Origin of the sequence: Streptomyces sp. NPDC023838, from assembly GCF_040639555.1 — a bacterium.
In the GTDB taxonomy this organism is placed as follows: domain Bacteria; phylum Actinomycetota; class Actinomycetes; order Streptomycetales; family Streptomycetaceae; genus Streptomyces.
In genome coordinates this window covers 476867-496086 of record NZ_JBFAAD010000001.1, presented here as the reverse complement: position 1 = coordinate 496086, position 19220 = coordinate 476867, and the positions used below count along the sequence as shown (strand labels likewise).

Here is a 19220-nt window from a genome sequence, read left to right as displayed (position 1 = left end):
GGCCGATCCCGGATGGCCGACTCGCCGCTTCAGGCCGCCTGCGGCGGCTACGGCCTCGGCGACCACGGTGAATTCGTTGATGCGATGGACGATGTCGAGCCGCCGGTTCGCGGCGGTCGCGATGGCATCGATGGTCGCCATCAGGGGAAAGCCGTCGTGAACGGTGATCCAGGGTTGATCGGCTACGTCTCGCGGGGTGAGGCGTCGTTTGGCGGCAAGGGGGTGGTCGGCCGGCAGGGCGATGTCGAGCGGTTCACGCAGCAGGGTGCTGGCGGCCACCGAGGCCGGCCTACCAGCGTCTGATCAACGCCATCCGCACGCTGTTCACAGCCCGCTACGTCGGTCTCGGTGACGCAGCCACCGCCGAGCGACTGGCCCACGCCGTCCCCGGCACCGTCCTGCCCTTCAGCTGCGACCCCGAACTCAAACTCGTCGCCGACCCAGACGTCACCGCCCAGCCCTGCCTCTCCTTCATCGAGCCGTCAGAGCCGGCGCGGTCGACGGCATGCTCGCCGCGGTCCGGCACCCGCGCGCAACACGCTCAGATGCCGCGCCTGGCTGCGGCCAGGGCCTCCTTGACCTCCCGCGCCACACGGGCCGCGTCCTCGGGGTTGTTCACCACGTCGGTGTTGTTCATGTCGACCACGAGGACGTCGCTGGCCGAGTAGTGCTGGTGCACCCACTCGTCGTATCCGGACCACAGGGTGCGGTAGTACTCGACGAGGGTGTCGTCCTGCTCGAAATCGCGGCCCCGCAGCCCGATGCGGTGCAGTACCGTCTCGAAGTCCGCCTTCAGGTAGACCATGAGATCGGGTGCCTTGCGGTACGGCAGGCCGTCGATCTCGCGCATCATCTCGTCGAGCAATCCCTCGTACACCTGCATTTCGAGGGAGCTGATCCGGCCCAGATCGTGATTGACCTTGGCGAAATACCAGTCTTCGTAGATGGATCGGTCCAGAACGTTGTCACCCTGCTTGTACGCCTCCTTGATCGAGGCGAAGCGCGTCTGCAGGAAGTACAGCTGAAGGAGGAAGGGGTAGCGCTTCGCCTGGATCTCTTCGGGGCCCGCGGTGTAGAACAGCGGAAGGATCGGGTTGTCTTCCACGCTCTCGTAGAAGACCGTGCTGCCCAACTCCTTGGCGAGCAATTCGGCAACGCTCGTCTTGCCGATTCCGATCATGCCACCGACGCAGATCACTGCCATCCCTCACTTCTCCCCGTGGTTCATCTGTGCGCGGGCGCGTGGGCGGCCCACACCGCTGAGACGCATGCCCGCGGGGTCACCCGCTCCCCCACGACCTTCGTGCCCAGCACCATGTGGTCCGCGTCCAGGCCGAAGCCCGACACAGGCCGCGGTCCCCGTCCGGCCGGACCGGCCGTTGTGCGGGTGCCGCGCACGACGACGCGCCCACCCCCCGCGACCGCCTTGAAGCATAAACGGCCACGCGCCCCACGCTCGCCCGGGCGCCATCACCCGCCCCTGGCCGTCGCGAGGCGGGTCATTGCGAAGCTGACCGCCCGCGCATGACCAAAACCGCGCCGCTCCATGAGCGCGGCGGTCGCGGTCTGCGCGGTCACGGCGGCGCTGCCCGGAGCCGCATCGGCCGAGCCCACGGCGGTGGCGGGGGTCGCCGGCGGCCTCGGAGCCGACGTCGAGAAGATCAGTGTCGCGCCCGACGGCACGCAGAGTGACGACAACTCCGCCGGTGCCTCGATCACACCGGACGGCCGCCACATCTGGAGGACAGGGCAGCGGATGCAGGGTTCTCTGAACCAGCGTCCGTGCTGTTCTTCGTCGCTCAGTTTGCGTCGTTGATGGCCGTCCGAGCAGCACTCGTGGTCACCATGTCGGTGGCGATGCGTAGAGGTGTCTGTGCCCAACCGAGCAACGCCCGGGTGATCGCGATTGACTGGACGATGCTCATGCCGTGCTCGGCCAGCAGATTTTGAACGGCCTCCATCCCCTCGTTCGCGAGCACAGGCCGACACTGCTCGACAAGCGCGGTCCATCGCGCGGCTTCCTCGGGCCGCAACCCGGTGAGGTGGTCGAACATGGGTGGATCCTCCTTGATGCTGCATGGCGCGCGAACGGCGTCCTGAGTAGACCGCTTCGGGCATGACTTGGGAGAGCTTGGGTCGGTGGGCGCCTGGAGTTACTGGTCGTAGGCCCTGTCGTGGTTGGTGCGGAAGTCGAACCCGAGCACTGCTGGACCCTGCACGTACGAGATCGAAAGCGCCCTCCAAGTCGACGGGCTGGGCTGAACAGCTGGCCGTCGCGCTCGCTTTCGAGGGGGGATGCAGAGCTTGCTGTCAGTCCAGTATCCGGCCTGGCCGTCGAACAGCCGGTCCAGCGTTGCCGTAGTCGCAGCGATCTCGCCACCGGGGAAGAGATGGAGGCGGTCCGCATGGACGGAGAGTAGACGGTCTCAGGAACCTGTGGCCAGGTGGTTTCGTCCTGGTCACGACTTCTCACGACTGGCTTTGGCAGTGCGTGCGGAGGCTGTGGCACTCGGCATACTTCCTCCATCATTTGGGCGCCGGTGCAGCGATACCCCCAGATCATCCTGCGCGGCCGGATCGATGTCTCCGAGCCTGGCGCCGCCGCCCTCGAGGTGGGCGGCTCGCTGATCATGTTCGAACTCGCCGCACCACTTCCGGACAGTATCGCTGCCACCTGGGTGGAGATTCGCGTCGAGGCAGCAACTGTTTCCCTTTGGCCGTTTCAGGTCTGACCTCACAAGAACCACGGATGGTTCGGGGAGTCATGATCAGGCAACCACGGGCATGGCCGGGGGCGTCTGCCCCACCATCGGGCTGCGGCTCTCTCCCCACCACCGCGTCAAAACTCGCACCACCGCCGACGACGGGCCGGCAAGCCTCCGTCGTGCGGGCTCCGCCCGTGCGCCCGCGGTTCCGGTCATACGCGGCCGGATCAACGAACAAGCGACCGGTGCTTGCTCGGCAGCTTCAGCGAGACGAGACCGCCGGCCAGCGCGCCGCCCGCGACGAGCATCGCGGTCACGGAGATGGCGTGTGCCGACGCGTTCGCGCTGTGGTTGCCGACTGCGCCCAGATACACGCTGCCGTACACCGCGATGCCGAGCACCTGCGCGATCTGGGCCGAGGTGGTCATCACGCCACTGGCGTCCGCCACGTCGGCCGGCTCGACCTTGGCGAGCGAGACGGTCAGCAGCGGGCTGGTGATGTAACCCATGCCAATGCCGACGACCAACTGGAGCAGCGGCAGGGCGAAACCGCCGTGCCCGCTCCAGGACGTCGAGCGCATGTCGAAGCCGATGCCGACGTATCCGAGCGCCGCGACCGCGCACGCGGTGGCGATCAGCGGCCGGTGGAGCCGTTCCGGCACCTTTTGCCAGGTGAGGCTGCCGGTCGCCACGCCGAGGGCGAGCGGTGCGAAGGTGAGGCCGGTACGGGTCGCTGACTCGCCGAGCCCAGACTGCATGTGCTGGGAGAAGGAGAACAGGAAACCGGCGTACCCGGCCATCGCGAAGAACATCGCGGTCGCGGCGGGGACCAGCCCGGGTGTCTTCAGCACCCTGCCGGGCACCAGGGGCTCACCGCCCCGGCGTGCGACCGCCCGCTCGACGAGGGTGAAGACCACAAGCATAGGGACGGACGCGACGAGGGAGATCTGCATCCACAGGGGCCACCGCCGCTCGTGGCCCATCACCAGTGGGATGACCAGCAGAAGCAGGGTCATGGTCAAGGTGATCAGGCCGAGGACGTCCAACCCCTTGGAGTCGGCCGGCTTGCCCTGCGGCAGCAGACGCACTCCGGCGAAGACGAGCACGACGCCGATCGGCACGTTGATCAGGAACACCGGGCGCCACCCGCTGCCGAAAAGGTCGGCGCTGACCAGCAGACCGCCGGCGACCTGGCCGACGACCACGCCAAGGCTGATGGTCGCCGCATACAGACTCAACGCCCGGGCACGGGCGGCGCCTTCGAAATGGAGCTGGATCAAGCTGTAGATCTGCGGCATCGTCATGGCCGCGCCGATGCCCTGCACCAGGCGAGCGCCGATCAGGACGGCAGAGTTGGGGGCAAGACCGCAGGCGAGCGAGGCCGCGGTGAACGTGATGATCCCGAACAGGAACATGGCCCGGAAGCCGTTGCGGGCGCCGAGGCGGGCGCCAGTGACCAGCAGGGTGGCGTACGCGATGGTGTAGCCGGAGACGATCAGCTGGAGCGCCGAGCCGCTCGTGTGGAGGTCGGTGCGGATGGTTGGGGTCGCGATGTTGACGATGGTCGAGTCGAGCAGGGCCATGAAGACGGCGCCCAACATGACGACCAGCATGCGGTTGTTGTGACGGTCATGTGCCGCGGTTTCCAATGTCGGCGGCGGTTTGGCTCCGGATTCCGCCGTGGCGACCCGGTTCTGTGTCGTCTCATTCATGACGGCGATGTTCCTGGTGGTCACACCCTGGTACCAGATACCCAGTTATCCCGGTAGCGAGGGTATCTGGCTACGGTGTGAAAGCGTCCCGCACACTGGGGTGGTGACGCACGACGAACAGCCGGCCGCCGCAGGCAACGAGGCACGCAGACGCTCCGAACTGGGGGCGTTCCTCAGGCTCCGGCGTGAACGGATCACGCCGGAGGACGTGGGCATCTCGCACGTCACCCGGCGGCGCACGCCGGGGCTGCGGCGCGAGGAGGTCGCGCAGCTCTCCGGGATCGGCGTCGCCTGGTACACGTGGCTGGAGCAGGGGCGGCGGATCAACCCGAGCGTGCAGGTTCTGGACGCGATCGCGCGGACGCTGAAACTCGACCGGACGGAACGGGACCATCTGTACCGACTCGCGAACGTGCCCAGCGTGCCGTGGGACGCGCCGGTGCGGCATCCCCAGCCGCCGGAGAACCAGACGATCTTGGATGCGCTGACTCCGCTGCCGGCGAGCATCGTGAGCGCGCGATACGACCTGCTCGCCTTCAACGACGCGTACGCGGCGCTCGATCCGGCGATCGTGCTGTTGCCGGAGGCAGAGCGCAACATCATGTGGCATCTGTGCACGGTCGGGCAGCATCTGCAGCCGCTGGTGGAGTGGGAGCGGGAGACGTCCTTCATGGTGGCGCAGTTGCGGTCGGCCTCGGGGCGGCGGCTGGGGGATCCGCACTGGACCGAGTTCATCCGGAGGCTGTCGGAGACGAGCCCGCAGTTTGCCGAGATGTGGGCGAGGCACGAGGTGGCCGCCTCGGACACTCGGCGGAAGTCGTTCTGGACGGTGGACGGGGAGCTGCTCGAGGTGACCACGACGGCATTCGCGATCGCATCATCGCCGGACGTGAAGATGTGGATTCATACGCCGGATGACGCAAGGACGGAGCGGTTGCTGGGGGAACTGGTGGAGCGGTATCGGAAGGTTGGGGCGGCGGAGATGTTGCGGCGGGGGGCGCGGACGGGTCTGCCTGCCTGAGAGCCTTCCCCCGGCCCCTTCCCGAACCTTGGAGCGGCCCTCGGTACGAACCCGACGCCGCCGGCTGTCGATCCACGGGCGCCAGTGCTGCCGGACAACAACGGCGCGCGCGGGAACGCCAGGCGGCTCTGGAGAACTTCCGATACGGCCGGAGTCTCGTCATGGTGCCCACGCTGGACCTGGTCGCGCGGACCGCCCAGGCATGACGCCGGGGGTGGGCACACCGCGCCGGTGATCGTCGTGTGCTCCCTGGAGGCGGACCCCGTGCTGGACCAGCTCGGGGTGCGCACCACCACCCAACCCGGTCCAGCCCGCCCTCTGGGCGGGGCAGGGACCGGTCTGGTCGGCCGCGGAAGGGCGCGGACGGCCAGGAGCGTACAGAAACCGAGGCTGCTGCCGAGTCGGCAGACGCCGTGGCCTCAGACGACGGCATCAATCATGGGGGGGCGGATGAACTGGGCTTGTGTGGGCCCTCAATGGCAGGTCTGTCATCTGTGTGTCGACGCATCCGCGATGCGTTCGCCAAGCAGCAGTGCAGCGACCGCCTCCGGTGCCTCATGCATGGCGTCGTGGCCGGTCGGGAGGTCGTGGACCTGCCACTCGGGATCGGCTTGGAGTCGAGTGCGGAGGTCAGCGAACGGCGTCCGGTCTTCCCATCCCGAGCAATAGACGAACTCCCGACGGGGGGCCGGGGCGAGCGTGCCTGTGAGCCGAATCGTTTGCAGGAACGAAGCGAGGGGATGGGGACGGCGGCGGGGATCGCCGCCCTCCGGCGGTCGGACGGCGTACCCGGTGGCCGCAGCGCCGGCCGCGAACACTTCCCGGAAGTGCTCGTTCGTTGACGACCAGCAGGACTCGCCATCGCGCGGTACGTAGGCGTCGAGATGCACCAGTCGTGAGATCCGGCCGCCTGCGCGGTCGGCGGCAGCGGCGATCACCATCCCGGCGTAACTGTGGCCGACCAGGGTCGCGCTGGTGATGTGGTTGCGATCGAGGAGCCGCAGTACGTCCTCGGCGTGGGTGTCGAGGTTGGCGGTCGCGACCGTCGCGTTGTCGTCGTCTGGCCGCAGACCGGTCAGCGTCAGGGCGTGAACGGTGTGACCGGCACGCTCCAGCAGCGGAACCACCGCCTCGAACGACCAGGAGCCCTTCCAAGCACCGGGCACAAGGACGAACGTCGCCATGTGTCTCTCCTTCTCTCTCAAGCCGCGGCATCGAGGCGCGCTGCCTCGATGACCTGTGGTTCGGTCGGGCGCTCTGCACGACTGCAGCCCACTCCGCATGGAGGTAGTGTCACCAGATCAAGGTGTGGCTTGTTACCGTTAGGACGCCAACTGATGCCTGTTCGCGGCCAACCTCGCCGGATCGCCGATGTGACGTCACATGTGTGGCCGTCTGGAGGGCGCCACCTCTGGCCATCCGGCGGAGCAAGTGCAGCGCAGTCGCACGCACGGGGACACCTGGTGTACGCGGCCAGCGGCGTCTTGGCAGTTCACACCGAGCGCGGCACGTCGATCGTTCCCGCCAACCGGGTCGCCTGGACCCCTGCCGGGTTCACGCACTACCACCGCGCCCACGGCGACACCGATATGCGGGTCGTCTTCCTCGCCCCATCCCTCGCCCGGCTCATACCAGACCATCCCGCCGTGTTCCTGGCCTCCGGCCTCGCCCGCGAGGTCCTGCTCGCCCTGACAGGCCCCCGCAACTACGGCTCCGCGCCCGACTACAGCCGCTCCGCTCGCTCCCGCCTCCTTCGGGTCCTCGTCGAGGAACTCCGCGAAGCACCTGAACAGCCACTGCACCTGCCGGAGCCACGGGACGACCGACTGCAAGCCATTGCCCGAATGCTGTACGAGACGCCGGCAGACAACGCCACGCTGGCCGAACTCGGGAAGACGATCGGAGCCAGCACCCGCACCCTGAGCCGACTGCTGCGCAACGAACTCGGCATGACCTTCTATGAGTGGCGCACGCAGCTACGCGTCCACCACGCGCTCGTGCTCCTCGCCGACGGCCACGACACCACCCAAACCGCCTACGCCTGCGGATGGGCCAACCCCAGCAGCTTCATCGCGGCGTTCACCAACATCATCGGAACGACCCCGGGCCGCTACCGAACCAGTCGCCAGACCACCGCCCACGCATCTCAACTTCCCAGGGCGGTCAAGTCCTCGGGATGATTCGTATTTCGCGCTGGGAGCTTTCCAGCCCAGCCACCGTCCAAACAGCGCTGGTGGCACGGCCGGCGAAACGCCGATGAGCTTGTACGGCTGGACGCCCAGGACTCCGCCGACCTCGCGGAACTGGAGGCCATGGAAGCCGCGCTGCGCGCGGAGCACGGTCTGCCGCCGGCGGCGGAGCCCATGACCGCGCAGGCGCCGCCCGGAGGCCGGCTGCCCTGCCCGGCCTGCGGCCACCAGATGTTCAGCGAGTGGTGGTCCTCAGAAATCTGCGACGTCTGCTTCTGGGAGGAGGACCTCTTCCAGCTGCGCTACCCCTGGTCGCAGATCGGCGCCAACGGCGGCGTCAGCCTGATCGAGGCCCAGGCGAACGTCGAGCGGATCGGCGCGGTGCGCCAAGATCTGGTGCGCCATGTGCGGACTCGGGCCGACGACGAGCCCCTGGACCCGGGCTGGCGCCCCATCGACCCGCGGCGCGACCCGGTCGAGTGGCAGTGCGACGGGGACACGCCCTATCCGGAGGACCAGACGGTGCTGCCGCTCGGCACGCACGCTTTCGAAGTCGCGCTGCGGGCAGGGCTGGAACGGCCCTTTCCAGTAGACGGACGCACCGCAGTTCTTCCCACGGTTCCGCATGGCTACGCCGACCTCGCTCTCGTGGCAGCTGATCTGGCGGCCGCCGGGTTCGCGGTCGAGGAGGAGCAGGAGCTGACGCTTCAGGGCCGAGCCGCGTCGACCGCCGACCTTGCCACCGGATACGCGACCGGGACACCAGTGCGCGCGGTCGTCGAGGAGCGCGGCGACGGACCAGCTGTCCGGGCAACCGTCATCGAGGAGATGACGGCCCGTCTGGGGCCGGTGCCTGTCACCACCCCGATGGCGGCGTACGTCTTCCGCGCCGCCACCTGAACGCACGACGCCGCCGGACCAGAAACCCATACGCACGCGTGGCTGCGCATGCGCGCCCCCCGAGTACCCCGGTGCGCCGTGAGAAGAACGTAGTCGCCAGGTATCGACACCGCTATGGTCCCGGCATTCGGGGTGCAGGATGCCCGGGCGACACATCACGAGGGGGGCTCGTGTATTCAAGAGCGAGGCGAAGCAGAGCGTCCACGAGGCGGTACACGTATTCGCTGACCTTGGTCATGGCACTCGTCGCCGCGTTGCTCACCGGGTTGGCGGGCAGCGCGTCGGCAGCTCCGATCGGGACGGTCGGCGATTCCGATTTCGAAGGACAGACCAGCCGGACCATTTCCGCTCCATGGGCCGGTGAGGGGCCGGACTACAAGGGCATCGACATCGGCCTCGGCTACCAGAAGACCGGGCGGAACAACGCGTTCATACGCACCTCCAGCCGCAACTGGAATGCCGTCACCCAGAAGGTGACGGTCAAGCCCCAGACGGTGTACTACCTCGACGGCTGGGTGCGGACCTCCGGCAACTTCACGACCGGATACCTCGGAGCGCGTGGGACCAACGGCGCCACGATGGTGCAGAAGAACTACGGGAAAGTCCTCAGCAACGGGGCCTACCAGCTCCTGCACATGGCCTTCAACTCCGGCACCAACACCTTCGTCACGCTCTACGCGGGCTACTCCGCCCCGGGCGCCGACTCCTGGGCCCAGATCGACGACATCACCCTGACTGACAACCCGTACGCGAACTGGGCCGGCTACAAGGTATCCAGCAGCCCGGTCAACGCCGCGCCCCACGCGGTAACCGCTGTGTGGACCGAACCGCTCTTCAGCTGCCGTGAGCGGCATCCCGACAACCAGCTCGGTATCTGGGTAGGGCTCGACGGGGTTGCCGACAGTTCCACGGAAAGCCTCGTCCAGATCGGCGTCCTGGCCAGCTGCCGAGGCCAGGTGGGTGACCTGTACCCGCAGTACGAGGCCTTCTGGGAGGTCATCAACGCGGGCATCGACACCAACGCACAACCGGTGCCCATCGAGGCGGAGGCAGGGGACCGTATGTCGGCCTCGGTGGTCCGAAGCGCAGCCGATCCCGCCAACTTCACCCTCACCATCGACAACCTCTCCCGGCCCGGGCAACACCAGAGCCTGCCCAAGAGGGTTCCGGCGGCCCGGTCGGAGAGCGCGGAGGTCATCGCCGAACGGGGCTACAGCCAGCCCTTCGACGTGACATGGCCTGCGACAGTCAACGTTGCCTTTTCCTATGTCACCGTCGACGGCTCGCCCCTGTCGGCCTACGACGTACTGCCGGCCCATGCGCGCCAAGCCGACTCCGGCACGGTGTACGGCCCCACGCCGGCCACCACCGACAGCGGCGGTTACAGCAACTTCTCCGTCACCTCGCGCCCGGGATAACACGTGCGGGATCGGCGGACTCTCGCGACGGTTCGTGCAGCCCCCCTTCCGCGGAAGTCCGCCTCTGCACCTGACGGCAGTGCGGGCTGCTCCCGGTGATGACGACCGCGGTTGCCCGCTGCCCTCCCTACCGGGGGGGGCTGGCCGGCCAGGCGGGTTGCGGTCTCCAGCAGCAATGATTTGGCCCCGGCCACACCGACTTGGAGGGCCGCCGGAGAGCCCGGCGCTGGTGGTGACGGCGACGGCGTCGATGTCACCCCCAGCCGCAACCCCGCCCGGCCGAGGGCCTCCTGGACCACGGGGTCGAACGCCTGGAGGTGCGCCCGGGCCGCGATCTCCGGCACGACCCCGCCGAACCGGGCGTGCTCGTCCATGCTCGACGCCACGGCGTACGCGAGCAGCCGCCCGCCGGACACGATCCCGGCCCCGGTCTCGTCGCACGACGACTCGATGACCAGTACCACCGAAGCGCCCACGCCAGCCTCTTTCGCATATTGCTCGCTGTTGCATGATCTGTGCAATACAGCACCGGAAGGCGACCACGCCCGATGCGTTCGATCGGTGCGACGGCCATCCGATGACGAGTGTGCGCTGGGAACTCGAACGAGAGCGCGGGAACTTCCGGCACAGGCACCACGTTCCTCTCACATGCTGGCTATATGGGGCGCCATGCTTCCGGTGCTCGCCTTTCTCCTGTTCCTGTGCGGCGCGGCCGAGTTGATGATGCGGCGGTTCAAGCGGCGCAGCGTCCTCCAACGCGGCAGCGGTCCTGGGCAACGCCCCCTGACGGGATCCGCCTTCAACGAGTTCGACCTGATATTCAACGGCAACAAATCGGTCGAGATCGAGCAGCAACAACAAGAGGAGAACCGCCGCGACGACCAGGACGATGGCGCCCCACCGCACACGCGTATCGACCTCGCCAGCGGCACGGTCCGTATCGTCCTCCCACCCGGCCGCGGGGCCGTTCACCAACCTCGCGGGGGTGCGCAGCAATCGTGAGGAGCGCCGTGGCAGCTCCTCTGCCCGGCAGCTGTGAGACCGAGGCGGTGCTCCCTTCGCGGTGGCGTGCCACGGCAGTAACACCTCCTGGCCGTCATGAAGCATGCTTCTCGCTATGCATGAAGATCGGCAGGACGGGACAACGACGGGAGTGTGGGGGCGTGTCGCGGCGGCCTGGGCGGTCGCTTTCGCCATGCTTCACTTCTACTGGGCGCTGGGCGGCAGTTGGGGTCTGAGTGTCTCGGCGGGGCCTCTGGCTGAAGAACGCCCGACGTGGTTCGTAGTGGTGGGGCTATGGGGTGTGGGGGCGCTCTGCCTTGTCGGCGGTGTGCTGGGGTGGCTGCTCGCTCGGCTGCGGCCCGATGGCCTGGCCGGGCGGGTGATCAGGGTTCTGGGCTGGTGTGCCTGCGCGGCGCTGCTGGCACGCGGCTTCGCGGTCGAGGTGCTGCTGCTGACCGACACGGCGGGCCGGCAGGTGGACGTGAGCCCAGGTCAGCGGTGGTGGACGCTGGTGCTGTGGAATCCCTGGTTCCTCGTCGGCGGTCTCGCCTTCGGCCTGGCCGCACGCGGTGCACGCCCCGGCAGCGGAGATACCTGATGGCCGGTGAGGGAACGCGAGCGGGGTGTCCGAGATCGATGCGTCGCTGTCCGCCGCGCCCAGCGCATCCTGAGGCCGGGCGCGGCGCTCCGGCGCAACCACATGACCGGCCAGAATCAGCGGCAGTGGCTCCCCCGTGGCTTCACGGAACCCACCTGTTCCATGCGCCGGATCTCCTGCTCCGCTACTTCCAAGTGCCCGAGGTCGAGGGCCATCGCGGCACGCCCGGCGACGTAGTAGACGTCCTGGCGTATCCGGCAGTCCAGCCCTGGTTGGCGACACAAGGCCGCGAACCGCACCTCAAGGCTGAGTTCGATGCGGGCCATCTCGTGCCGGACATGGGCGGGGAGCACGGCATGCCGGAGATCCTTGGCGTAGTCACGCGTCTGCCGGTCGGCCTCGTCAGGCCGGGCTTCCGCGGGGCGATAGGGGTGATCGGCCCACTCCGTGTCAGCCCACCAGACGAGTTCGTCCAGGTACTCTGCGGCGACGGTCAAATCCGGGGGCGAGGCGGAGAGAGCCGCGCCCGCGCCGGCGACCAGACGGGCGAGACGGCGTCGCGCGTTGTCGTCCCCCGCCACGCACATCGCGACGAAGCCGGACAACACATCAAGCCTGCGCGACACTTCCGCCCGCTGCCAGATCTCGTACAGTCCCGCCATCCACCGTTCCCTATCCGCCGACCGTTTCTCCGCGCCCCGAACCCTACGACGCGCCCCCGTTAGCGGGCCCAACGATTTTCCCGTGCTCAGCGAACGAACCTCATGCCGGGTTGGTACGGCGCACGATCTCCTCCCACAGCTCGGGTGTCCGCGAGCGCGGGTGAACGGGTCGACCTAGGGCCTGTCGCAGCTGCAGTTCCAACGTCGCTGGCGCGATGGCCCTGTGGAGACCGTGGGCTGCTCAGGTGTGACGGCCTGGCGCCGGCTGCGGGCTGCGGGCTGGGCCGAAGCCGGTGTCTGGTCACGCCTGCTCACCGCCCCGCTGGCCGAGCTGCGCCACGCCGTCGTTTCCGGGACGGCGCCCGCCGCGGCGGGCGGAGTGCGGGAGCCGTCCCGAAAAGGCATCCGAAACCGATGGGCGCGGCGGAGAAGCGGGAGGGGTATTCGGGACGGGCCGCGTCGAGCGGCCGAGCGGGAGGGGGCCGTGTGAACGGTGACCTGTGTGAACGGTGACCTGGACGAGATCGCCCGCGGCGAGCTCGTCGAGTGCGAACCGTGCCCGCGGTGCGGGGCGGCGCCCGGGGCGGTGTGCCGGGCCAACTCCGTGGTTGTCGCCGTCGGTTACTACACCGGCCGGTACGCGAAGATCCCCGGCTGAAGTCCGGGCCCGCGAGCCGTATCCCCGCCACCCGCGCCCCGGCCGACCCTGGCAGCCCTGCCCCGAGCCCGACCTGGAGTGGGCAGGTCGAAGCCGGGTACGGGCGGTTGCGCGCGGGCGTCGTCAGAACCGCACGGGGCCGATGTCGCGGACGGTCTGGGCGAGGGCTCGGATGAGGTCGTTCTCGGCGTCCCTGCGCCACACCAGGGCGTACGGGATGGTCCCCATGTCGGGGAGGGGAACGAAGCGCACGTGGGACAACATGGACCAGTAGCGGGTGACGTGTGACGGGAAGGGATGGACGATCTCGCCTGTGATGACCAGGTGGATCAGTTCGTCGGCATTGGTGACCTGCTCGATACGTTCGATCACCTTGCCCCGGGGTGTGTAGAACGGCAGGTAGCCGTCTTCCCAGTAGTCGGGCAACCCTGGGGGCATGGCGTGGGCGAAGTCGGCCAGGGCCTCGCCCGGAACGTCGGGTCTGTCGGCGAGTTCGTGGACCGCGGAGACTGCCAGGACGCGACGGTCGTGGAAGAGAACCGGGCCGATGGTGAGATCGGGCTCGTCCACCGGTAGCCAGGTGATGAACACGTCCATGTCGCCCTCGCGGAGTCTCTCGAAGGGTTCGACGTAGGGCGCCCTGCGGATCTGCAGCTCCCACTCGGGATGGCGAGCCTGGAACGCCTTCCAGAAGTGGTGCAGGTCGAGGACGTTGAAGGGCATCATGCCGACGCGCAGCCGGCCGTTTTTGCCGCGGGCGGCCATGCGGGCGCGTTCGAGGCTGTCGCGCAGGTTCGCGTAGACCGGCAACAAGTCGGTACGCAGCTGTCGGCCGAGTGGGGTCAGGCGGATCTGACGGCGATTCGAGCGGTCGAACAACAGGCCCCCCAGCTTCCGTTCCTCACGGCCGATCACCTGACTGATACGCGCCTGCGTGAGGTGCAGCCGTGCGGCCGCCCGCCCGAAGTGCAGTTCCTCCGCCAGCGTCAGAAATATCTCGATGTCACGTACTTCCACGTGCAGCCGACCCCCGTCATAAGCCTGAGTTATCGGATCCTACTGATCTTCGACGTTGATGGGCGCGGCGGAAGGCTGAAAGATCGACAGCGGCCGGAACCGCTGCCCGGTGATCCATGAGCGGAGCGGTGCCCGTACCGGTGACACCGCACCGCCAACGGCCCGCATGCGGCCGCCCGAGCGTGCCGAACGGGAGACAAGCCGTCGTCCCGGGATACCGGCACGCCCACACCCAGGGGGGAGAAACTTCATGAATCCGCTCGTCACCGGCGTCGCCGTTCCGCAGGAGGACGTACGCGCCGTCGTCAGGCTCGTCGCCCAGGTCGAGTACGCCCAGCAGAACGGGCTTCCGGAAGCGTTCACGGAGCTGTTCCGCCAGGAGGCCCTGTGGACCCTCCCGCATGGCGACCCGCTGACCGGGTTGGAGGCGATCAACGCCTTCGCCCGCAGCTCGCTGCCCGGCACGGTCCACCGGCCGCTGACCGTCACCTGTGAAGCCGAGTCCATCGTGTTCATCCGGGCCGACCTCGCGGCGGTCAAGATCCGTCAGCGACCGATCACCCGTGACGGACTGCGCCTCGACGAGGTGCTCCGCGGTCACTACGGCCCGGGCCGGCGCAGCAGGCGGTGCGACAGCCCCAGCGCGGCACAGCGCCGATGGGCGTCCGTGGTGGCCGCCAACCCCGACGTGGCCCCCGGCGCCCCGGTGTACGTCCTGGCCAAGGACGACGGCCGATGGCGGATCGCCGTCGCCCAGAGCACCACGACCATCGACCACGACGCCTTCGAGGCGGACCATGCCCTCCCGATCGGAGCACACTCATGACCATCGCAGGTGTCGCGGAAACACCCACCACGCGCGTCGACGAGCGGGTGCCGCTCAGGAGATGGCTCGCGGTTGTCGCCATGGCGGTCGGGACGTTCGCGTTGGTGACCGTCGAATCACTGCCCGTCGGGCTGCTCCCCTTCATCGGAGACGCCCTCGACGTCTCTGAAGGGACCGCCGGGCTGATGGTGATGGTACCCGGCCTGGTCGCCTCCGTCGCGGCGCCGCTGCTCCCGGTGGTAATCGGCCGGCTCGACCGGCGGACCGCCCTGATCGGCCTGATCACCCTGATGGTGCTGGCCAATGGACTGTCGGCGGTGGCACCCGACTTCGCCGTCCTGCTGGGCTCGCGCTTCCTCGTCGGAATCAGCATCGGCGGCTTCTGGGCGCTCGCCGCAGGCCTCGCCGTGCGGCTGGTACCGGAACGCTCTGTCCCCCGGGCCGTCTCGCTCGTCTTCGGTGGCGCTACGGCAGCCAATGTCCTCGGCGTACCGGCCGGGACGCTGATCGGCGGCCTCGCGGACTGGCGCATAGCGTTCGTGGCCGCGGGCGCACTGGGTCTCGTCGTCCTGGTGGCCCTGCTCTTCCTGCTGCCTCCCATGCCCGCCCAACAGGTCGTTCAACTGCGCACGCTGCCGCGGCAGTTCCGCCACCCCGTGGTGCGCGCCGGCGTCCTCGCCACGTTCCTCCTGGTCGGCGGCCACTTCGCCGCCTTCACCTTCGTCAGCCCGATCCTGCACACCACGGCTGGGATCGACGAAGGTGTGATCGGCCCGCTCCTGCTCGGCTTCGGCGTCGCGGGCGTCCTCGGCAACTTCCTCGCCGGGGCGGCCGCGGAGCGGAACGTCCGCGCCACCATCCTCACCGTCAGCGTCCTGCTGACCGCGGTCCTCGCGGTCTTCCCCTTCGCCGGCCGTACTCCGGTCAGCGGGGCCCTGCTGCTGATGGGATGGGGGCTGGCCTTCGGCGGTGTACCGGTCACCGTCCAGACGTGGATCCTCAAGGCGGCACCCGCCTCGGCCGAGGCGGCCACCGCCCTGAACACCTCCGTCTACAACCTCGCCATCGCATTCGGCGCCCTCTTCGGAGGAATCGTCGCCACCCACCTCACCATCAACGGTGTCCTGACGACCGGGGCCGTCTTCACCTTCCTCACCTTCCTGGCCGTACGGAGCGCGCGCAGGCGTTGACCGGCGGGCCGGGCACGCCCACGCACGCACCCAGCCGGAAACCCACACCCCAAAGGCCGGCGGACCGAGCCCCGGAGCCTCACTTCAGACAGGAGCAGCACGCATGCCTACCTCAGCCGAAAGCACGAGCCGCCTCCGGTTCATCACCGGCGTCAGCCGGGGCCTCGGCGACCCGAAGCCCACCGCGGGCGCGCTACTCACCGACGGCCCCGGTGCCCTGGCCGGACCGGGCCCGGGCCACCGGAGGCGCCCGGCCGCCGGCACCAGGACGGCACGTGCCCCGTCGGGGAGGGCGGCCCAGCCGGCCGGGCCCGGACGGGAACCAACAGACCGATCATTCCACTCCCGAAAGGTTGCGGCGTGCCGTTCCGTACCACTGCAGAAGTCATCCACCGCTTCAACCGCGCCTTCATCGACCATGACGCCTCCTCGTTCGCCGACCTGATCGCCGAGGACTGCGTGATGGAGGCGAAGGAGCCGGCTCCCAACGGGGCCCGCTACGAAGGCCGCGCCGAGTGCCTGGAGTTCTGCCGGGCACTCGCCGAGGACCGCACGGGCCGGTTCGACCCGGAGGCTGTCGTCATCACCGGTGAACGGGCGACGGTCCGCTGGCGGTACCGCTTCGGCGACGGGCCGGCCGACTCGGTCCGCGGCGTGAACCTCGTGCTCGTACGGGACGGGTTGATCGTCGAGTCCCTCGGTTACGGCAAGACCGCGGGTGACGCCCGCCGGCCGGGGCCGGAATCCCAGGAAAGGCAAGGCAGTCCTGACATGCGTGTGTTGTTGGTGGCCTACGGTTCGCGTGGAGATGTGGAGCCGATGCTCGGACTCGCGGCGGCTCTACGAGCAGGCGGCGCGGAGGTGCAGGTGTGTGCCCCGCCGGACTTCGCGGAGCTGCTGGAGGGTGCCGGTCTCCCGCTGGTGCCGCTCGGCCGGTCGCTGCGCGCGATGGCGACCGAGGCGGTGACCGGGACGGGGAAGGCGCTGACTGCGGAGAGCCTGCCCGAGCGCGCGGCCCGGATGGTCGCCGCCACGTACGACTCGGTCGCCGCGGTGGCCAAGGGGTGTGACGTCGTGGTGGCGACCGGCTTGATCCCGGCGGCGGCCGCCGCGCGGGCGGTGGCCGATGAACTGGGCGTGCCCTACGTGTTCGTCGCCTACTTCCCGACCTTTCTGCCCTCACCGCACCACCCGCCGCTCGCGTGGCCGGGGCGGCCGCTCCCGCCGGAGGTGACGGACAACCGGGTGCTGTGGGAGCTGAACAGCGAGCACATGAACGCGTTGTTCGGCGAGGGGATCAACACTCACCGGGCGGCGATCGGCCTGCCGCCGGTGGATGACGTCCGCAAGCATGTCCTCACCAACCGCCCGTGGCTGGCGGCGGACCCGACCCTGAGCCCGTGGCTGTGGTCGGCGGACCTCGACGTGGTGCAGACCGGCGCCTGGATCCGGCGGGACGACCGCCCGCTCCCCGCCGACCTGGAGGCGTTCCTGGACGCCGGCACACCACCGGTATACGTGGGCTTCGGGAGCATGCCCGTGCGCGACGCGCGGGACACCGCCCGGGCTGCCGTCGAGGCGATCCGCGCGCAGGGCCGGCGCGTCGTCATCGGCCGCGGCTGGGCCGACCTGGCGGTGACCGACGACCAGGGCGACTGCTTCGCCATCGGCGAGGTCAACCAGCAGGCGCTCTTCGCCCGGGTGACCGCCGTCGTGCACCACGGGGGCGCGGGCACCACGACGACGGCCGCCCTGGCCGGCGCGCCGCAGGTGGTGGTGCCGCAGATGGCGGACCAGCCGTACTGGGCGAACCGGGTGGCCGACCTGGGCATCGGCGCAGCGCACGACGGGCCAACCCTGACCTACGCGTCCCTGTCGGCCGCACTCAGGACGGCCCTGAACCCCGGGACCCGCGCGCGAGCGGACGCCGTGGCGGTCACGATCCGCACCGACGGGGCGACGGTGGCCGGGAAGCTGCTACGCGACATGGTGGGCCGGGAAACGCCGCCGATGTCCGCGTGAAGCGGGGGCCTCTTCACCGCAGAGCCTGGTGTGTTCGAGGCGCCGAACGTACCGGGCGCGATCTGCGGCACCGCGTCGGGTAGCTCACTGAACCCGGCGGGGACCGGGAGCGACCTTCCCTGCCCCGAGGACAGAGCTCCGGACAAGCCGGAGACCTTCAGGTCCATCACGTCACAGTTCACGAAGACCCCATCGGATGAGTCATCAATATGTCTGTAGTTTCAGGAGATCGGATGTGGACACGTGCGTCCGGCCATGAGGTCCCGGTGGCCGACAGGTTCGAGTGGTTCACCGAGACGGTGTCCACGGACGTGATGCCCGTGGCAATCAACACCGATCGGGCGGGTGACTTCCACGCCGGCGTCGGGGCAATCGAGCTGGGCGCGCTCACGGTGTCGACGTTGGAGTTCTCGCCCGTATGGTCGCGCCGTACCCCGGCGCACATCAGGCGGGGCGACCCCGAGCAGTACCAACTCGCGCTCATCCAGGGGAACGCGATGAAGGCGTGCCAGCTCGGCCGGGACTCCGGCCTGGTCGTCGACGGCTTCATCGTCACCAACACCTCGGCCCCGTTGGAGTGCGACACCGACCGCGACGGCGGACCGATCCACGCGATCGTTCTCCAGATCCCGAGATCGGAGCTGCCCCTGCGCGCCGGGCGCGCCGACCACCTCGTCGCCCGCCGGCTTCCCCGGACCGGCCTCGGCGCGGTGATGGCCGACTTCCTGACGAGCCTTCGTGACAACGGCCCGGACTGCCGGAGCGAGGAGCTCCCGGCGCTCGGGCGGCTGGCTCTCGACCTGGCCACGGCCTTCCTGGCCGAGCAGCTCGGCACTGTCGGGGCGACGCCACCCGAGATCCGTACCCGCGCTCTCCTGGAGCGGGCCAAGGTCTTCATCGAACGCAACCTGGGTGACCCCGACCTCACCCCCCGGGCGGTCGCCGACCACCACAACATCTCGCTGCGCGGCCTCTACGCGCTGTTCCGGGACGAGCCCGAAGGCGTCGCCGCCCTCATCCGGACCCGGCGCCTCGAGCGCTGCCGCGCCGACCTCGCACGGCCGGAGCTGCGCGCGCTGCCCGTCCAGATGATCGCCGCCCGTTGGGGCCTTTCCAACGCCACCGTCTTCGGCCGCGCCTTCCGCCAGGCCTACGGCCTCAGCCCCGGCGAGTACCGCCGCCACGCGCTGGGCTCCGGCTCTGCACGCGTAGTCGAAGGATCCTGCACGCTGCGGCGACCGTCGCCGACCGGGCGCGCCTAGATTCTGTTTCCGCAGGTGAAGCAGCAAGCACCGCTTCA

At 69.1% G+C, this 19220-nt stretch carries 20 protein-coding genes and 3 pseudogenes; 15 read left to right on the top strand and 8 right to left on the bottom strand.

Features of this window, described 5'->3' with window-relative positions; all coding sequences use genetic code 11:
* Positions 1-30 precede the first annotated feature (30 nt).
* A pseudogene (locus AB0G17_RS01985) lies at positions 31-282 on the bottom strand (LysR substrate-binding domain-containing protein); the annotation flags it as partial.
* Positions 283-541: 259 nt separating this feature from the next.
* Entirely contained in the window at positions 542-1204 is a 663-nt protein-coding gene (locus tag AB0G17_RS01980; RefSeq protein ID WP_361374472.1) for a deoxynucleoside kinase, read from the bottom strand.
* 342 nt (positions 1205-1546) lie between these two features.
* Here AB0G17_RS01980 and AB0G17_RS01975 point away from each other — a divergent pair, with 342 nt between their 5' ends.
* Positions 1547-1816 (top strand): hypothetical protein, encoded by a 270-nt coding sequence (locus AB0G17_RS01975; RefSeq protein ID WP_361374470.1) that lies wholly within the window; start codon positions 1547-1549, stop codon positions 1814-1816.
* Here the strand turns inward: AB0G17_RS01975 and AB0G17_RS01970 are convergent.
* Entirely contained in the window at positions 1800-2054 is a 255-nt protein-coding gene (locus tag AB0G17_RS01970) for a hypothetical protein (protein WP_361374468.1), read from the bottom strand. The two genes, AB0G17_RS01975 and AB0G17_RS01970, sit on opposite strands and share 17 nt — an antisense overlap.
* A gap of 486 nt (positions 2055-2540) precedes the next feature.
* On the opposite strand from AB0G17_RS01970, the gene AB0G17_RS01965 reads away from it, so the two are divergent.
* Complete coding sequence (locus AB0G17_RS01965; RefSeq protein ID WP_361374466.1) at positions 2541-2732, top strand: hypothetical protein; 192 nt, start codon at positions 2541-2543, stop codon at positions 2730-2732.
* A gap of 200 nt (positions 2733-2932) precedes the next feature.
* Here AB0G17_RS01965 and AB0G17_RS01960 read toward each other — a convergent pair whose 3' ends face one another.
* Positions 2933-4417 carry an MFS transporter gene (locus AB0G17_RS01960; RefSeq protein WP_361374464.1) on the bottom strand — a complete coding sequence of 495 codons (1485 nt, stop codon included), beginning with the start codon at positions 4415-4417 and terminating at the stop codon, positions 2933-2935.
* 103 nt (positions 4418-4520) lie between these two features.
* On the opposite strand from AB0G17_RS01960, the gene AB0G17_RS01955 reads away from it, so the two are divergent.
* Complete coding sequence (locus AB0G17_RS01955) at positions 4521-5438, top strand: helix-turn-helix transcriptional regulator (RefSeq protein WP_361374462.1); 918 nt, start codon at positions 4521-4523, stop codon at positions 5436-5438.
* A gap of 488 nt (positions 5439-5926) precedes the next feature.
* Here the strand turns inward: AB0G17_RS01955 and AB0G17_RS01950 are convergent, their stop codons facing one another.
* Entirely contained in the window at positions 5927-6622 is a 696-nt protein-coding gene (locus tag AB0G17_RS01950) for an alpha/beta hydrolase family protein (RefSeq protein ID WP_361374460.1), read from the bottom strand.
* 300 nt (positions 6623-6922) lie between these two features.
* Here AB0G17_RS01950 and AB0G17_RS01945 point away from each other — a divergent pair, with 300 nt between their 5' ends.
* From AB0G17_RS01945 to AB0G17_RS01935, 3 genes are all read left to right on the top strand, one after another.
* Positions 6923-7618: an AraC family transcriptional regulator gene (locus AB0G17_RS01945; RefSeq protein WP_361374458.1), complete on the top strand. Its 696-nt coding sequence runs from the start codon at positions 6923-6925 to the stop codon at positions 7616-7618.
* A gap of 132 nt (positions 7619-7750) precedes the next feature.
* Positions 7751-8527: a CPCC family cysteine-rich protein gene (locus tag AB0G17_RS01940; RefSeq protein ID WP_361374456.1), complete on the top strand. Its 777-nt coding sequence runs from the start codon at positions 7751-7753 to the stop codon at positions 8525-8527.
* A gap of 236 nt (positions 8528-8763) precedes the next feature.
* Positions 8764-9945 (top strand): hypothetical protein, encoded by a 1182-nt coding sequence (locus tag AB0G17_RS01935; protein WP_361374454.1) that lies wholly within the window; start codon positions 8764-8766, stop codon positions 9943-9945.
* On the opposite strand, the gene AB0G17_RS01930 is transcribed toward AB0G17_RS01935, so the two are convergent.
* Positions 9909-10361, bottom strand: a complete 453-nt coding sequence (locus AB0G17_RS01930) for a hypothetical protein (RefSeq protein WP_361374581.1) — start codon at positions 10359-10361, stop codon at positions 9909-9911. The two genes, AB0G17_RS01935 and AB0G17_RS01930, sit on opposite strands and share 37 nt — an antisense overlap.
* A gap of 253 nt (positions 10362-10614) precedes the next feature.
* Here AB0G17_RS01930 and AB0G17_RS01925 point away from each other — a divergent pair, with 253 nt between their 5' ends.
* Complete coding sequence (locus AB0G17_RS01925; protein WP_361374452.1) at positions 10615-10947, top strand: DUF6191 domain-containing protein; 333 nt, start codon at positions 10615-10617, stop codon at positions 10945-10947.
* 115 nt (positions 10948-11062) lie between these two features.
* Positions 11063-11545, top strand: coding sequence for a DUF3995 domain-containing protein (locus AB0G17_RS01920; protein WP_361374450.1), 483 nt, complete (start codon positions 11063-11065; stop codon positions 11543-11545).
* A gap of 116 nt (positions 11546-11661) precedes the next feature.
* Here AB0G17_RS01920 and AB0G17_RS01915 read toward each other — a convergent pair whose 3' ends face one another.
* Complete coding sequence (locus AB0G17_RS01915; protein WP_361374448.1) at positions 11662-12207, bottom strand: hypothetical protein; 546 nt, start codon at positions 12205-12207, stop codon at positions 11662-11664.
* A gap of 232 nt (positions 12208-12439) precedes the next feature.
* Between AB0G17_RS01915 and AB0G17_RS01910 the strand changes: the two are divergent.
* Positions 12440-12544, top strand: a pseudogene (locus tag AB0G17_RS01910) (IS5/IS1182 family transposase); the annotation flags it as partial.
* A 165-nt stretch (positions 12545-12709) separates the two neighbouring features.
* On the top strand, positions 12710-12865 hold the full coding sequence (locus AB0G17_RS01905) for a hypothetical protein (protein ID WP_361374446.1): 156 nt from the start codon (positions 12710-12712) through the stop codon (positions 12863-12865).
* Positions 12866-12988: 123 nt separating this feature from the next.
* Here the strand turns inward: AB0G17_RS01905 and AB0G17_RS01900 are convergent, their stop codons facing one another.
* Positions 12989-13882: a LysR family transcriptional regulator gene (locus tag AB0G17_RS01900; RefSeq protein WP_361374444.1), complete on the bottom strand. Its 894-nt coding sequence runs from the start codon at positions 13880-13882 to the stop codon at positions 12989-12991.
* A 250-nt stretch (positions 13883-14132) separates the two neighbouring features.
* On the opposite strand from AB0G17_RS01900, the gene AB0G17_RS01895 reads away from it, so the two are divergent.
* The 5 genes and pseudogenes from AB0G17_RS01895 to AB0G17_RS01875 all read left to right on the top strand — a co-directional run bounded on the left by AB0G17_RS01895 (position 14133) and on the right by AB0G17_RS01875 (position 19182).
* Positions 14133-14708, top strand: coding sequence for an SgcJ/EcaC family oxidoreductase (locus AB0G17_RS01895; protein ID WP_361374442.1), 576 nt, complete (start codon positions 14133-14135; stop codon positions 14706-14708).
* Positions 14705-15898, top strand: coding sequence for an MFS transporter (locus AB0G17_RS01890; RefSeq protein ID WP_361374440.1), 1194 nt, complete (start codon positions 14705-14707; stop codon positions 15896-15898). Before AB0G17_RS01895 ends, AB0G17_RS01890 begins: the two co-directional genes overlap by 4 nt.
* A 360-nt stretch (positions 15899-16258) precedes the next feature.
* Positions 16259-16579: pseudogene (locus AB0G17_RS01885) on the top strand (nuclear transport factor 2 family protein); the annotation flags it as partial.
* A gap of 90 nt (positions 16580-16669) precedes the next feature.
* Positions 16670-17920, top strand: a complete 1251-nt coding sequence (locus AB0G17_RS01880; RefSeq protein ID WP_361374579.1) for a glycosyltransferase — start codon at positions 16670-16672, stop codon at positions 17918-17920.
* A gap of 233 nt (positions 17921-18153) precedes the next feature.
* Complete coding sequence (locus tag AB0G17_RS01875; protein WP_361374438.1) at positions 18154-19182, top strand: helix-turn-helix domain-containing protein; 1029 nt, start codon at positions 18154-18156, stop codon at positions 19180-19182.
* The last annotated feature ends 38 nt before the right edge of the window (positions 19183-19220 follow it).

What these genes read in the sequence shown, in the direction of transcription:
- AB0G17_RS01980 (WP_361374472.1), bottom strand. Translation starts at nt 1,204, where the DNA reads ATGGCAGTGATCTGCGTCGGTGGCATGATCGGAATCGGCAAGACGAGC.
- AB0G17_RS01975 (WP_361374470.1), top strand. Translation starts at nt 1,547, where the DNA reads ATGAGCGCGGCGGTCGCGGTCTGCGCGGTCACGGCGGCGCTGCCCGGA.
- AB0G17_RS01970 (WP_361374468.1), bottom strand. Translation starts at nt 2,054, where the DNA reads ATGTTCGACCACCTCACCGGGTTGCGGCCCGAGGAAGCCGCGCGATGG.
- AB0G17_RS01960 (WP_361374464.1), bottom strand. Translation starts at nt 4,417, where the DNA reads ATGAATGAGACGACACAGAACCGGGTCGCCACGGCGGAATCCGGAGCC.
- AB0G17_RS01950 (WP_361374460.1), bottom strand. Translation starts at nt 6,622, where the DNA reads ATGGCGACGTTCGTCCTTGTGCCCGGTGCTTGGAAGGGCTCCTGGTCG.
- AB0G17_RS01940 (WP_361374456.1), top strand. Translation starts at nt 7,751, where the DNA reads ATGGAAGCCGCGCTGCGCGCGGAGCACGGTCTGCCGCCGGCGGCGGAG.
- AB0G17_RS01935 (WP_361374454.1), top strand. Translation starts at nt 8,764, where the DNA reads ATGGCACTCGTCGCCGCGTTGCTCACCGGGTTGGCGGGCAGCGCGTCG.
- AB0G17_RS01925 (WP_361374452.1), top strand. Translation starts at nt 10,615, where the DNA reads ATGCTTCCGGTGCTCGCCTTTCTCCTGTTCCTGTGCGGCGCGGCCGAG.
- AB0G17_RS01920 (WP_361374450.1), top strand. Translation starts at nt 11,063, where the DNA reads ATGCATGAAGATCGGCAGGACGGGACAACGACGGGAGTGTGGGGGCGT.
- AB0G17_RS01915 (WP_361374448.1), bottom strand. Translation starts at nt 12,207, where the DNA reads ATGGCGGGACTGTACGAGATCTGGCAGCGGGCGGAAGTGTCGCGCAGG.
- AB0G17_RS01895 (WP_361374442.1), top strand. Translation starts at nt 14,133, where the DNA reads ATGAATCCGCTCGTCACCGGCGTCGCCGTTCCGCAGGAGGACGTACGC.
- AB0G17_RS01890 (WP_361374440.1), top strand. Translation starts at nt 14,705, where the DNA reads ATGACCATCGCAGGTGTCGCGGAAACACCCACCACGCGCGTCGACGAG.
- AB0G17_RS01880 (WP_361374579.1), top strand. Translation starts at nt 16,670, where the DNA reads ATGCGTGTGTTGTTGGTGGCCTACGGTTCGCGTGGAGATGTGGAGCCG.
- AB0G17_RS01875 (WP_361374438.1), top strand. Translation starts at nt 18,154, where the DNA reads ATGTGGACACGTGCGTCCGGCCATGAGGTCCCGGTGGCCGACAGGTTC.